General features: G+C 34.1%; 12 protein-coding genes. 10 read left to right on the forward strand and 2 right to left on the reverse strand.

The window, feature by feature from the left end; translation table 11 throughout:
• Positions 1 to 35: 35 nt before the first annotated feature.
• The 10 genes from BA768_RS15030 (at position 36) to BA768_RS15075 (ending at position 13248) form a co-directional block, all read left to right on the forward strand.
• Positions 36 to 2543, forward strand: coding sequence for a toxin-antitoxin system YwqK family antitoxin (locus BA768_RS15030; RefSeq protein WP_065721415.1), 2508 nt, complete (start codon positions 36 to 38; stop codon positions 2541 to 2543).
• Between the two features lie 180 nt (positions 2544 to 2723).
• Positions 2724 to 4415 carry a DUF6909 family protein gene (locus BA768_RS15035; RefSeq protein WP_065721416.1) on the forward strand — a complete coding sequence of 564 codons (1692 nt, stop codon included), beginning with the start codon at positions 2724 to 2726 and terminating at the stop codon, positions 4413 to 4415.
• Positions 4416 to 4613: 198 nt separating this feature from the next.
• Positions 4614 to 5087, forward strand: a complete 474-nt coding sequence (locus BA768_RS15040) for a DUF1572 domain-containing protein (protein WP_065721417.1) — start codon at positions 4614 to 4616, stop codon at positions 5085 to 5087.
• Between the two features lie 256 nt (positions 5088 to 5343).
• Positions 5344 to 7185, forward strand: coding sequence for a M1 family metallopeptidase (locus BA768_RS15045; RefSeq protein WP_065721418.1), 1842 nt, complete (start codon positions 5344 to 5346; stop codon positions 7183 to 7185).
• Between the two features lie 154 nt (positions 7186 to 7339).
• On the forward strand, positions 7340 to 8803 hold the full coding sequence (locus tag BA768_RS15050) for a DUF5687 family protein (RefSeq protein ID WP_034677789.1): 1464 nt from the start codon (positions 7340 to 7342) through the stop codon (positions 8801 to 8803).
• Between the two features lie 171 nt (positions 8804 to 8974).
• Entirely contained in the window at positions 8975 to 9721 is a 747-nt protein-coding gene (locus BA768_RS15055; RefSeq protein ID WP_034677790.1) for an ABC transporter ATP-binding protein, read from the forward strand.
• A gap of 235 nt (positions 9722 to 9956) precedes the next feature.
• Complete coding sequence (locus BA768_RS15060) at positions 9957 to 10517, forward strand: RNA polymerase sigma factor (RefSeq protein WP_065721419.1); 561 nt, start codon at positions 9957 to 9959, stop codon at positions 10515 to 10517.
• Positions 10504 to 11115, forward strand: a complete 612-nt coding sequence (locus tag BA768_RS15065) for a hypothetical protein (protein ID WP_065721420.1) — start codon at positions 10504 to 10506, stop codon at positions 11113 to 11115. The genes BA768_RS15060 and BA768_RS15065 overlap by 14 nt, the downstream gene beginning before the upstream one ends.
• A gap of 29 nt (positions 11116 to 11144) precedes the next feature.
• Positions 11145 to 12182, forward strand: a complete 1038-nt coding sequence (locus BA768_RS15070) for a porin family protein (protein ID WP_065721421.1) — start codon at positions 11145 to 11147, stop codon at positions 12180 to 12182.
• Positions 12183 to 12198: 16 nt separating this feature from the next.
• Positions 12199 to 13248: a S41 family peptidase gene (locus tag BA768_RS15075; protein ID WP_065721422.1), complete on the forward strand. Its 1050-nt coding sequence runs from the start codon at positions 12199 to 12201 to the stop codon at positions 13246 to 13248.
• A 105-nt stretch (positions 13249 to 13353) separates the two neighbouring features.
• On the opposite strand, the gene fumC is transcribed toward BA768_RS15075, so the two are convergent.
• Both fumC and BA768_RS15085 read right to left on the reverse strand, forming a co-directional pair.
• Entirely contained in the window at positions 13354 to 14748 is a 1395-nt protein-coding gene (fumC, locus tag BA768_RS15080; protein WP_065721423.1) for a class II fumarate hydratase, read from the reverse strand.
• Positions 14745 to 15191, reverse strand: coding sequence for a hypothetical protein (locus tag BA768_RS15085; protein ID WP_065721424.1), 447 nt, complete (start codon positions 15189 to 15191; stop codon positions 14745 to 14747). The genes fumC and BA768_RS15085 overlap by 4 nt, the downstream gene beginning before the upstream one ends.
• Between the last annotated feature and the right edge of the window lie 163 nt (positions 15192 to 15354).

Genomic DNA, 15354 nt, shown 5'->3' on the forward strand with positions numbered 1-15354 from the left:
TTAAGAATTCTTACTTTTGAATAAATCCAAATTGTATGATTAAAAAATCGATATGTATTATTTCTTTTCTTCTGTTTACAGCAGCGTTTTCTCAAAAATCTGAACCGATATATTATGATAAAGAATGGAAGGTGACTGCAAAATCCAATGCTTCTTATTATAGAATAATGCCCATGAAAGAATTGGGTGATTTGGTTTTGCTTCAGGATTTTTATATCAACGGAACACCACAGTTTGAAGGATATACTTTTAAAAAGAATGAAAATGCCTATGTAGGAGATATTGTTTGGTATGATGAAAAAGGAAATGATGAGAATTTTAAACAATATAGAAATGAAACTAAAAATCTCACCTTATTATATTATTATCCCAATGGAAAAATCCGAAAGAAAGGTCAGTATAAAAATGGGGTAAAAGATGGTGAAACTGTAATTTATAGTACAGACGGAACTGTTTTAATGAAAGGAATTTATGTAAAAGGAAAACCTGAAAGCGGAAGTTTTGAAAGAATAAAAAACAATGATGATTATGATTATAATGAGAAAATTCAGGAAGTTTCTTCGTTAGATAAAGGAGCTCATAATGATGGTGAAGATTTGATGGTTGTTCCACCGCCGCCGCCAATTCCTCAAACAAGAGGAGTTGAGCCGCAAACTATTGCGCTTTTAGAACCAATAGGGGAAGTGAAAAATTCTTCAAAAAAAATCAAAAATAGAAAAACAGTTACTGAGAAAATATTTTGGGCAAATTCAAAACAAATTGCTCAGGAAACAGTTTTTGCCATTGACGGGGGTTATTATAAATCTATTGAACAGAGAAATTACGACAAGACGGGAAAATTAATTCAATCTTTGAATGAGGCTAACTTTTACGATTATGGAAATGATATTACAAATGGATTAGATTATGAGTACTATCTCCAGAATAACTTTGCAACCGAAGTTAAAACCATTATAAGGTATGCTGGTAAATTAAGATCAGGGAAGAATTTTTCATATTTCCCGAACGGAAAAATTGCAACAGAAACTTTGTATAAAGATGGCTGGAGAGATGGCGAAGAAATGGTTTATGATGAGAATGGAAAATTAAAAAGTAAAAGAATTTATAAAGAAAATGAGCCTTTTCAAGGAAATTTTGATGAAAATGCAGGTGCGTTTATCGTGAATTTAAATTATGTCAACGGTTTAAAAGATGGTGAAGCAATTGCTACAAATGAAGAAAAGCAAATCGTTGCAAAAGGCATTTACAAAGAAGGAAAGCCTTTTAACGGAACTTTTGTTTTGCAGCTTGATGACCGTTCCGATGATTATGAATTAATCAATGTTGATAATTTCAAAAAGACTGGTTTGCAAAAAGTATTTGGTTACCGATTGGAAAATTTAGAAAAGACCTACACGATGAAAGATGATAAGCTTGATGGGATCAAAACTTTTTATGATAAAGGCGAAATTACCGGAACATTAGAATATAAAAATAATGTACCTTATAATGGGACTTTAGTTAGTGACGAAAAAGCAATCATTTACAAAAATGGAAACCTTGCTGAAGAAACCTATTTTAAAGACCGATATAATAAAGAAGGAATTCAAAAGCAGAAAATTTATGAAAACGGGGTTTTAACAAAAGTCAAAAATTATTCTTTCACCATTTCAGATAAGCCACAGGAATTTTATGAAGGGATTTTGAAAAACGGAAAACCTTTCTCCGGCTATTTTGAAACGGAAGATGATCGCGAGTTTAAACAAGTTGATTATTTTGAAAATGGAATCCGAAAATTTCAGTATTCCAATGATTATCTGAAAAATATGGATAATTATCAACATCAATTATATGATATAAAATCAACTTATAAAGGCGGGGGAATTTTTGATGGTGTCGAATATAAGCTCAATGAAAAGCAGTTCATTTCAAGATATTGGAAAAATGGCGTGTTGAAAAGTTTCGACTGGGATTTGTTTGCCATGCATTATTTTAACAGAATACATTTTGAGTTGAAAGGGAATGTAATTGAAATCAAAGATATGCAGGCGAACAAAAAAGCTGAGATTAAAATCGAACAATCAGGGAATACTTTCAATAAACAGCTTTCTATCGACGGGAAACTTGTTGATTCGACAAGAAAAGAGTATTTAGAATCAAAATATAAAGAAGGATTAATTCTTTATCGTGAGCAAGACGGGAAAATTTTTGCGACAAAAGTAGACTTAGCAGATGAGTCTGTCGAGCCTAGCGAAGGAACAGAATTATTTTACAAAGTGTATATGCTTGTTAAAGAATCATCAAATATTCAGGTAAGTTTTAACGATTTGTCTGAAAAATTTGTTTCAAACAAATTCATGGAAGAAACTGATGAAAACGAAATTATAACAGGTGTTCAAACCGACGCAGAAGGAAAACCAAAAGACGGAATTTTTATTACGCCTACTGAGAATAATAACTACACTTTACAACTTTACATGAATCGAAAATTAATGAAAACGGTAGAGAAAGTGAGTTTCGATAAAATTAAAGATGAAATAAAAAAGTTGGAAAGGTTAGATTAAATATGAATAAAACTTATTCTTAATTTCTTTTTATGTATTCCGATAAGTATTAATTTTAAAAACCATTTAATCTATTAACTAGGTTTTTAGATTAAATAACAAGTTGCTGAAAATTAGTGTATTAAAATATTAAAAATATTTTTCGTAACTTGCGAGACTTTTTATAAAAATTTTAAATATATGACAAATTCTAGAGCAAGAGAAACCACCGAGGCAATTGAAAGACTATACATATCTATGAGACATTTGTTTTATAGAGGTTTTTTCAAGCCAAGCGGAGTTTCGGGAGAAAGCATTAGAAGTTTGTTGAAGACGATCAATCCGGAAATTTACGGTACCATGAGCATTCCAAGCAAATTGGAATTGGATGGTTTGATGTATGTTTTAGACAGACTTCCAGAAGGTATTGAAGAATGTGCTTTCATTCATCTTACATCAGATGAAGGTTTTGATAAAGGAAGTTTTGAGCCGATCGTTCCTAAAAAGAGAAGAAGAAACTGTTACAGAATCGACGAACATCAGATGAACATTGAAGTTCTTTTGGGACGTTCGGAAATCTACGATATTCTTACCCACCTTACTTTTTTATTTATAGAAGCAGATAAAATTCGTAACCTCGCATTTATTCAGGATGAAAACTGGAAGCCGACAAGAGCTTTCAAAATCATAGAAGAAGTAGTGAAAGGCGAGAAAAAATTCAGCAGAAGAGAAAAAGAGGTGGCATTGATTCATTTGTCTTCATTAATCGGAAGAACTTTTGATGAAACGTTAAATGCTTATAACACTTTTGGCGATGATGAAAACCCGGACAGATTGTTTAAAATCATCTATCATTTAGGGAAAGTAAGTCTGGAAGATGCAAAGCAGAGCCGTGAAAGAGAAATTCATTTCAGTGCAATCCTGAAAGAAAGAGTAGGACATCACTATTTCGGAGAAAAATGGGCAAATAAGGTGAAAGAAGTTTTATTTGAAAACGACCTTCATATGCGTCCTTTACACATCATATCTGCCAATATGCATTCGGTAAAAAATATGCTGTTTGCCAATGACGCTCTAAAGAAAAAACAGACTAAAGATGTTGACTATAAACTTTACCAGGAAATTTCTAATAAAAAAGATCTTCGTGATAAGGTTTTAAAATATGCGTTGGAAGAAGGTTTGATTTATATTGATGATAGAAGCGGAAGTAATATTGATGTTCAGATCATTGATTTAAGCAAGGTTGATCTTAAAAATACACCATTTAGCGGAGTGAAATTCGCGGGAGAAGATGTAATCATGGTTTTTGATTACGCTTTTGGAGAACAGGCTTTTGAGGTGATGGATGAGCTTTTAAGACCATTCGAGCAAAAAGGTGAAGTGTATATGATGAAAGTAAAATCGGTTTCCATTATGGGTAAGGCGGGAATTCTTGCCGGTGGAAAAGGCGATATTATGATTCCTACTTCGCATATTTTTGAAGGAACAGCCGACAATTATCCGTTTGAAAATGCCCTTAAAAAAGAAGATTTCGTTGATGATGAATTACAGGCTTTCGAAGGTCCGATGATTACCGTTTTGGGAACATCACTGCAAAACAGAGATATTCTTCAGTATTTTATGAATACTTCGTGGAAGGCAATCGGGCTTGAAATGGAAGGGGCGCATTATCAGAAAGCAATTCAGGTAGCTTCTAAAATCAGACACCATATTTCCCCGGATCTATTTGTGATGTATGCTTATTACGCATCAGATAATCCTTTGGAAACAGGTTCTACGCTATCTTCAGGAGGTTTGGGATTAACCGGAGTAAAACCAACCTATCTGATTACATTAAAAATCCTTGAGAAAATTTTACAAAGCGGAGCAAAAGAAATTACTGCTAAGAAATAGTTTTCAACTAAACTTATCATTTTAATCCTTCAAGGTTTTGAAACCTTGAAGGATTTTTATTTCCCACTGATTATAGAGATTTTCACGAATGATTGCGTATAGTTCTTATGGTTAAAAATAATTGAAATATGCGAGAAAGATCTGCGTAATCTGCAAAATTAGCGTGAGAAAATATTTATCTTTAGAAAAAACAAAACAATGAGCACAACACAATTAGCCAAAAGATTCAGAGAAGTTTTGCTGGATGGGAAATGGATTGCCAATACCAATTTTAAAGATCAGCTTTCTGATGTGACTTGGGAACAGGTAACCACAAAGATTAGTTCTTTAAATACCGTCGCAATGCTTGCTTTTCATATTGATTATTATATTGCAGGATTGATCAATGTGTTTGAAGGTGGCGATCTGGAAATCAGAGATCAGTTCAGCTTTGATCTTCCTCCGATTGAATCTCAAAAACAATGGGAAGAATTGTTGAACAAACTCTGGGGTGATGCCGAAAAATTCGCTTCTTTATTAGAAAAAATGCCGGATTCTAAAATGAATGAAGTTTTTGTTGATGAAAAATACGGAACTTACTTAAGGAATATCGACGGAATGATTGAGCATTGTTATTATCATTTAGGTCAGATTACTTTAATTAAAAAATTGATCTTGTCTAAACACGAATAGCACTAATATTTTTTACCAATTACACAAAATTATTAGGATCTGTTTGTACCTTTCATTTGTAAATTTGTGTTTAAATATTCTCAAGATTGCACCGATTCTTTTACGCAATCATCTGTGAAAATCAGTGAAATCTGTGGGAATCTAATTTAACCATTACATGAAAGCTATATCTAAACCCCAACGAAAAACCTCTTCAAAGCTTCATATTTGAGGCTTTTTCAAAAATTACCTACCTTTAGACAAATAAAATTTATCAATGAAAAAATCGTTAATCATCCTTTTTGCGTTTGTTATTTTGCAGTTTCAGGCTCAGCAAAAAGCCTATTATCAGCAGGCTGCACAATATAAAATGGATATCGACGTCAATGCAGAAGAATTTACTTACAAAGGAACTCAGACCTTAAAATACCAAAACAATTCGCCCGACGAGCTCGATGTGGTGTATTTCCATTTATACTGGAATGCTTTTAAACCAAATTCCATGATGGATCAAAGAGTGGCAAGTCAGGGAAAAAACGGGGATTCCAGATTACAGAAAGACGGAATTTCAAGATTAGCATCTATTCCGAAAAATGAAGAAGGAGCCCAAAACATTCACTGGATTAAGCAAAACGGAAAAAACCTGAAATTTGAAATCCAGGAAACCGTAATGAAAGTGTATTTGGATAAACCGATGAAACCTCGTTCAAAAACAACTTTTACAATGGAATGGGATGCCGTAATTCCTCAACAAATTAGACGTAGCGGAAGAAATAACCGTGAAGGTGTTGATATGACAATGACGCAATGGTATCCTAAAATTGCTGAATATGATTACGACGGATGGGCAACTTTCGATTACATCGGTAGAGAATTTCATGCACCGTTTGCGGATTTTGATGTGACGATTAAAATCAACAAAGATTACATTGTCGGAGCGGGAGGAACGCTTTTAAATCCGACTGAAGTAAAAGGCTATGATACTTCAGCACAAATTAAAACAGACCAAAATAAAGCAACCTGGAAATGGAAAGCTAAAAATATGCTCGACTTTGCCTGGGCTGCAGACCGTGATTATTCGGTAGAAAGCTTTGAGGTTTCAGAAGGTCCGAAAGTGTATTTTGTGTATCAGAAAAACGATAAAACTAAATATTGGGGTGAAGCAAAACCTTACGTAACCAGATATTTCCAAATCATGAATTCTAAATTCGGGAAATATGCCTATCCTTCTTACGCATTTATCCAGGGTGGCGATGGCGGAATGGAATACGGAATGTGTACCATGATTCTGGGTGAAGCAAAAAATCTTGAGGATTTAATGGGATTAATGGTGCATGAAGGTTCTCACTCGTGGTATCAGCAAATGTTGGCGACCAACGAACCGACAAGATCTTGGATGGATGAAGGTTTTACAAGTTATGCTGAAAGCTACGTAATGCATCAGTTGTTTCCACCAAAAGATAACAGACCGAATGCTTTCGTTGAAAAACTTGATGCGTACAGAAAGTTTCTGAAAAAGGGAATTGAAGAACCTGCGGTTTGGTTGGGTGATCATCATGACAACGGTTCGGCATATTCCTACGCAAGTTACGTGAAAGGAGAATTGTACTTGGTGCAATTGGGGTACATTGTCGGAGAAGAAAATTTGTCTAAAATCATGACTGAATATTTCAAAGAATGGAGTATGAAACATCCTACAGACAGAGATTTTCTACACATCGCACAGAAAGTTTCAGGCATGGATTTGAAATGGTTTCATCATTATTGGATTAATACGACTAAAACCATCGATTACGGAATTAAAGATGTTCAGTATGGTGACAAGTCAACAACGATAACTTTGATAAATAACGGTCAAGTTCCTATGCCGATTGACTTCTCTGTAATTACTGCGGATAACAAAATCGTGAATTACCAGATTCCTTTAAACATGACGCATACCTGGAAAACCAAAGATGTATTCGGAGAATTTACTACTTTAAAATACTGGCCGTGGACACAGAAAGAATACACGTTTACGATTCCTTACAACAAATCTCAGATAAGCGCTTTAGGAATAGACCCAAGCGAAAGAATGGCAGATGTGAATCCTGAAGATAATTTTGTTGAAGTGAAGTAATGAAGTTTTAAATAAATCAAAAATCCCCGAAGAGTTTTCTTTGGGGATTTTGTTTAAATTCAATTCATAGCGGATAAAATAATTATTCCCATATTCAGTGACAAATTCTGTAACATTTAAACCATTATCTTTACTAATATTTAAAAAGTAAACTATGTTTAAAAGATTTTTGAAGCTGGAGTGGAAAAGTTTTTTTAGAGGATCTTCAGTCGGGATTAATCTAGCGATGAAGATTTTCAGAATTATCGGGATTTGTTTCTTTATTTTTTGGCTTGCCATGATGTCTTTCATTGCGTATTACTATGTACAGGAAGAAATGAAGGAGGATCCGTTGAAAATTATTTCACGTTTTCTGATTATTGGCTGGGTAATCGATTTGGTATTCAAATACATGATTCAGCAGATTCCGACGCAGAATATCAAGCCTTTTCTTACACTTAATATTCCCAAAAAAGTGGTGGTCAATTACACTTTGATTAAAACATTTCTCACGCCGCTGAGTTGGTTTAATTCAATATTTATTATAACATTTTGCGGAATTTTAGCCTTTAACGGATATGGTTTTCTGGGGATTTTTACTTGGTTTGTAGGAGTTTCATCAATGTTTTATCTGAATAATTTTCTCAATCTTTTATTTAATGATAAAGAGAATGTAGCGATTGGGGTAGGCGTTGTTATTGCCGCTTTATCTGCTTTGAATTATTATGATATTGTTCCGGTTTTATCTTACTCCGAAAAGTTTTTCTATAATCTTTACGAGCGACCTTATTTTGCGGTAGTTCCTGTGATGCTTTTCGCAGGTCTTTGGAAGGTAACCTACAATTACATCCGAAAAGGATTTTATCTTGATGAAGGTCTCGAAGCTAAGAAAGAAATCGGGAAAACCGAAAACATTGCTTTCCTGAATAAATATGGTGCTATCGGAACTTTTATCAACAATGATATTAAGATGTTGAAGCGTAATAAAGTAACGAAAGGCGTTTTAATAGGAAGTTTTATGTTCGTATTCTATGGTTTACTGATGTTTACCAGCGAAATATACAGCACGCCCACAATGATGATGTTTATGGGACTTTTCGTAACGGGAGGTTTTCAGTTTACTTTCGGACAAAGAGTTCCTGCATTTGACAGCGCTTATTATCCTTTGATGATGACGCAGAATGTTCCTTACAAAGAATATCTAAAGGCAAAATGGTGGCTGATGAATATTGTTACGGCAATCTCTATAATTATCGCCTTATTTTACGCATATTTCGGTTGGAATGTTTACTTCGCATTTTTTGCGGCAGGATTGTACAATATTGGAGTGAACTCACAATTTACGCTTTGGTCCGGTGCTTATAATAAAAACTTGATTGATCTTAATGCTAAAGAAAAAAGAGTCGGTCAAAAAAATACACTTAGCTTCAAGGCTTTTATTTTAATGATTCCTAAAATGATCTTACCAATGGTAGTTTATGGTGTGACGGAAAAACTTTTTGGTATTCCTGCAGCAGTTGTGACGATTGGTGTTTTAGGATTAATTGGCTTTCTTCTCCGTGAAAAAATCTTCGATATTATTATTAAAAAATATAAAACCGAAAAATACAGCACGATTGAGGCTTTTAAGAAAGATTAATTTTTGAAGAGCCAAGATAAAAGGCAAAAGTGAATAAGTATTTTTGTTGATAAACTATTCATGTCTTTGCTGAGTGTAACGCCTTTGCGACCGAAAATATTCACTGTTAAAATGAAATAAATCTTTGCGAACATTGCGTTAAAAACAAACAACAAAATTAAAATCAAAACAATGATCACAATACAAAATTTAAAGAAAACATACGGGAACGCAACCGTTCTTAATATAGAAAATTTAGAAATTACCAAAGGCGAAACCTTCGGTTTGGTTGGAAACAACGGAGCCGGAAAGACAACGCTTTTCAGTTTAATGCTCGATTTGATACAGCCGACAACAGGTTTTGTGAGTGTTGAAAATATCAAAGTAAACGAATCTGAAGCTTGGAAAAACAAAGTTTCCGCTTTTATCGATGAAACTTTTTTAATTGGATATCTTACTCCCGAAGAATATTTCTATTTTATCGGCGAACTGAGAGGGCAGAATAAAGCTTCTGTGGATGAATTTTTGAAGCAGTTCCATGATTTGTTTAACGGCGAAATCATCAACTCTGGAAAATATGTAAGAGATTTATCTAAAGGAAACCAGAAAAAAGTCGGCATTATCGGCGCATTAATTGGTAAACCGGATATTATTATTTTAGACGAACCTTTTGCCAACTTAGATCCATCCACACAAATCAAATTAAAAAATATGATCCGTGATTTTGCCAAGGAAAACGGAGTAACGTTTTTAATTTCAAGCCATGATCTTGCGCACACCACAGAAGTTTGTAACAGAATTGTTGTGGTAAACAAAGGTGAAGTTGTTCAGGATATCCAAACAACGCCTGAAACTTTACGTCAGCTTGAAAAATATTTTGAAGATCAGGTTAACTCTGGAAAGACCGAAATTATTTCTGAAGAAACCTCATCAATCTAAGATTTTTAAAAGAGCCACAAGGTGGCTACATCATACAGCATCGGGTATAGCCCGATGTTTTTGATAAATAATAAATTGAGTTGTATTAGGATAATAATTTAAAAAAAATATAACATTCATTTTCAGTTGGTTATATTGGTTTAAACAAAAAAATAAAATTTTCTGTAACCATTTTAAACTTTTACTGTCTTTACTATAGAAATCGAAGATTCGACGAAGTCAAACAGAATAAACCATGAAGCTTTTGTTTAATAATAAAAAAGAAGATTTGCTGAGCCGCCTCAAAAGGCAGGATCCGGCTGCGCAGAAAATCTTTTATGATCAGAGTGTAAGAAAATTCCTGAGTGTGGCGAAAAGTTATGTCAGCGATTTGTATCAGGCCGAAGACTGCGTGATCAAAGCATTCTGTAAGATTTTTAAACATATCGAAAGCTTTCGTGGTGAAGGAAATTTCGAAGGTTGGGCGAGAAAAATTGTGGTCAACGAATGTCTCAATTTTATCAAAAGCCGCAAAACGGTTTTTTATCTTGACGACGTTCATGCTTCTGTTCTGGAGGATTTACACGAAGAGCCTGTAGATTTTGATTTTAATGCACAGGAACTTCTCGATCAGCTTCCGGATGCGTACCGAATGGTTTTCAACCTTTATGTGATTGAAGAATACTCGCATCAGGAAATTGCAGACACACTGAATATTTCTTTGGCTGTAAGCAAAACGCAACTCTTCAGAGCTAAAGAAAAATTAAGAAAGATTTACTTTCAACAACAAAAAAAACTGAAAAATGAACTCGTATAAAGATAATTTTGAATACCAGATAAAAAAACAGATCGACGAAAGAGAAATTGCTCCTTCAAGAGATTTATGGGCAGATATTCAGGCTCAAACTGAAAATATCCAACCCAAAAAATCAAATCTTAACTGGGTTTTACTGGCTGCTTGTTTTGTTTTGTTATTCGGTTTAGGAGCGGTTTTGTTCTTAAATAATGATACTGAATCTACGGTGCAAATCGCTGAAACAGGAAAAAAGCCTTCTTTGAAAGAACAGGATGCTGAAATACAGCCCGAGAAAATAAATTCTCAGGAAATTATTCAAAAGCAAAAGGAAGTGAGATTTACTCAGACTAATAATTCGCCAACTGAATTAAAAATGGAAAAAGAAATTCTTATAAAAAATGATCTTCCATTAATTAAAGAAAACCCTTCTGAAATTGCTTCTCAGATCATTCAGAATCAGCCGGCGAAAATCATGGCAAAATCCGATTCTGTAAAGGTTCAGAAGAAAAAAAGATATGTTGATCCTTCAACGCTGCTTTTTTCTGTAGAGCATAAAGATGTTATTGATAAATCGAAGGATGGGAGCAATGTAGCGACCATCGACCTCAATACGAAATAACCCAATTTTAAATTTAAAAAAATAAAAATATGATCAAGAAATTTATCATCACAGGAATGTTGTGTCTTGTTGCGACCTCAATGAATGCACAAAGAAAAACATTTAGTTTGAATCTTCAGCCAAAAGAAGATACTACGGTAAGCCCGATTGTGAAGGAGAAAGTTGAAGAATACGCTTCGAAAATCAACGAAATCATTCAGGAAGAAAAAACACAGATGGAAACCGAACTGAGGTTTCTTCAGGAAAAAAATCTTGACAAAGCTGAGTTTGATAAGCAAAAAGCTCAGATTGCAGATACGTATTCTCAAAAAATAGATACAAGAATTGAAGGTTTGGGATTTGATTTGGATCAGGTGATTCAAAAACAGGTAAGATATTCTCTTTTGAATTCTGATGTCACTTCAAATGAAGAATTAAAAGAAAAACTGTTGAAAAAGTTTCAGTCTAAAAAAAGCTTTGATCCTTATATTTCTTACGGAGTTATGACTTTAACGAATGATAAACCGGATAATGATTTAGATAAAAACTTAGGTTACGCCAATAACTTTGAATTTGGTTTAAAATTTAATTATCAGTTTGGCAGAACCAGTCCGTGGGGATTAATTTCAGGTTTAGGCTTTTCCTGGAGAACAGTTCGTACGGATAATAATATGGTTTTTGCAAAACAAAACGGAGATGTTTTTCTTACTAAATATGAAGGAAGTCTTGATAAATCGAAATTGAGAACAGGCTATCTGATGATTCCTTTAGGTTTTCAATATAATTTTTCAAAGCTGAAAAGTGCCGGAATGGATGTTCAGTACAGGCCTTATTCAGATGGTTTCAGAGTTGGTGCAAACGTTTACGGCGGAATTAAAATGGCTACGAACAATATTGTGAAAGAAGACAGCCAGGGTTTCAGAGATCGCTCAAATTATCAGGTAAATCCTTTTGTTTACGGAGCTCAGGTAACGCTTTCTTATGACAATATTTCTCTTTTCGTAAAAAAAGATTTCAGCAATTTCTTCAAAGATTCTTATTTTGAAAACGACAAGGCTTTGGTTTTCGGAGTGGCTTTAGGATGGTAATTTATTACGTTTGAAGATGAAGAAGATTTTATTACTGATCGGCATATTCTGCATTGTTTTCAATGGGAATGCACAAAAGCTAAAGACATCGCGGGACAGCACAAAAATATTTTACGATAAAATCTTTAAAGCTTTCGAAGTTGCTTACTTATACAAAAAAGATTACGATTGGAAGAAGTTAAAGACTGAGACATTTCAAAACTTGGAATCTGCAAAAGATTTTAAAGGATCTTTATCTGAAGTTAAAGTTTTATTTGAAAAAGTTAATGCCAATCATTCGGTTGTGTCTTATCAGGAGAAAACGTATGGGATGAAAACAAATATCCCATGGGATAATTTCAGTGAGCAATGGATGAAGAAGCTTAATGCCAAGCCGAAATTTGAAGCTCAGGTTTTAGATGGAAAATATGGTTACATCTTAATGCCCAATATATCATCGGATGATTTCAGCAATGAATATATAAATAAAACAGCACAGCTTATGTATGACAAAATTGCAGAATTGAAAACCAATAATAATCTGGAGGGATGGATTGTTGATCTTCGTTTCAATAGCGGTGGAAACTCTGCGCCGATGTTGTTGGCTCTTTATGATTTGCTGGGAGATAATGTAGTTTGGGGTATGCTGGATGAAGATAAAAAACGTGCTGATTGGACGAGGCTCAATAAAGGCGCATACGATCAGGGAAATAAAAATCCGTCTAATATAAAACCAAAAGGAGAGCTTTTAGATGAAGCCAAAGTTGCAGTACTTATAGGTGGATTGACGGCAAGTTCGGGAGAAATTACAGCATTAGCATTTAAAGGGAGAGTTAATACTGTTTTTATTGGCGAAAAAACAATGGGTAAAACTACATCAAATTTTATTGTAACGCTTCCTTTTGGTGGATTTATGTCATTGAGTAATGGGTATGATTGCGATCGGAATAAAAATTATTATGCTCAGATACCTCCGGATGTTGAGATTTCAAAACAGGATAATTTTGAAGACTATATGTCTGACCAGAATATAAAAGAAGCAATAAAATTTTTCAAGAATAAAATTCATAATAAAAATGACATATAGTATAATTTGGTACAATAATTGAGATATGCATATCAACATTCACATTAACAAACAAAACACTCCGCAGAATTCTCTACGGAGTGTTTTGTTTTATGTCGTGGAATATTATTTCAAGCTTCCCACCATATCTTCAGGTTTTACCCACTCGTCAAACTGTTCAGCCGTTAAAAGACCAAGATTTACAGCTTCTTCCTTTAATGTTGTTCCGTTTTTGTGAGCGGTTTTTGCGATTTTTGCAGCATTTTCGTAACCGATATGAGTATTCAATGCAGTTACCAACATCAGAGATTTATCAACCAATTCTTTGATTCTCTCGTGATTCGGCTCGATTCCTACTGCGCAATGATCATTAAATGAAATACAAGCATCAGCAATTAATTGAGCAGATTGTAAGAAATTATAAGCCATTACTGGTTTAAAAACATTCAATTCATAATTTCCCTGTGTTCCCGCAAAAGAAATGGTCGTATCGTTTCCTAAGACCTGTGCGCAAACCATCGTCATCGCTTCATTTTGGGTAGGATTTACTTTTCCCGGCATGATTGATGAACCTGGCTCATTTTCAGGAATATGAATTTCCCCGATTCCTGAACGTGGTCCTGAAGCCATCAATCTGATATCCTGAGCAATTTTATATAAAGAAACCGCTAATTGTTTTAAAGCGCCGTGAGATTCTACAATTGCGTCGTGAGCAGCCAAAGCTTCAAATTTATTTTCTGCCGTTACGAAAGGAAGGTTTGTGAATTTCGAGATATACTCCGCAACTTTTACGTCATAGCCTTGAGGAGTATTCAAACCTGTCCCAACCGCAGTCCCCCCCAAAGCCAATTCGGAAAGATGAGGTAATGTGTTTTTTAAAGCTTTAATTCCGTAATTCAATTGAGCAACGTATCCTGAAAATTCCTGTCCTAAAGTTAAAGGCGTGGCGTCCATCAAATGCGTTCTTCCGATTTTTACAATGTCTTTAAATGCAACAGCTTTTTCGTTCAACGTATTTTTTAGTTTCTCAATTGCCGGAATGGTTACTTCAACCACTTTCTTATAAGCTGCGATATGCATTGCGGTTGGATAGGTGTCGTTTGATGATTGAGATTTATTCACATCATCATTCGGATGAACTTCCGTTTTGTCACCTAAGTTTCCTCCTGCATTGAAATGAGAACGGTTCGCGATTACTTCATTCACGTTCATGTTGGATTGAGTTCCTGAACCGGTTTGCCAGATCACTAAAGGAAATTGATCATTCAGTTTTCCTTCCAAAATTTCGTCGCAGACTTTTCCGATCATGTCTCTTTTTTCAGCGGAAAGAACTCCTAAATCGGTATTGGTAAATGCTGCCGCTTTTTTTAAATAAGCAAAAGCTTCAATAATTTCGTGTGGCATAGAACCTTCCGGACCGATTTTAAAATTGTTTCTTGAACGTTCTGTTTGTGCGCCCCAAAATTTATCAGCAGGAACCTGCACTTCACCCATGGTGTCTTTTTCTATTCTGTAATTCATTTTATTTGTTTTATTAATTGTATGTTGTCTATATCTTCAATGAGTAATGATTCGTCCTCTGTTATATTGCAGATTGGTCCCACTGATTTCAAATTTAAAGTAATGAGGTTTTCTGACAAGTTGGAAATTGTAATAATTCCTGCGGAAAAAAGACACTTTTTCCATTTTTCTGATGAAAGGTTTGCTTTCTTAATATTAATGATGATTTCACGTTTGTCATTTACCACTATGTCAGATTTTTTTACAATAAACTTTTCATTATTTGAATTCATATATGAAAATGTGAAAAATTTTGGAGTCTTGAAAAACTCAAATTTTATTGAATCTTCTTCAGCTTTTCCAACCCAAGTTCCTTGAAGTTTGGAAACATTATCAGATTTCTTTTGAGCAAAACTATTATTGTAAATAAGAAGTGAGAATAATATGATTAAAATATTTTTCATTAAACTTTAAATAAAGAATTCCAATTCTTTGTGGCTTTAGTGGTTAAAAATATATTCCTATAAAAATACAATTTATAATCATTATAAATACGTATTTAAGTCATTGATTTTGCTCATGTTTTTTTGCGTAAGCTGTATTTTTGCACTGAAAATAAAAAAGTAA

Origin of the sequence: Chryseobacterium sp. CBo1 (assembly GCF_001693475.1) — a bacterium.
Lineage (GTDB): Bacteria > Bacteroidota > Bacteroidia > Flavobacteriales > Weeksellaceae > Chryseobacterium > Chryseobacterium formosense.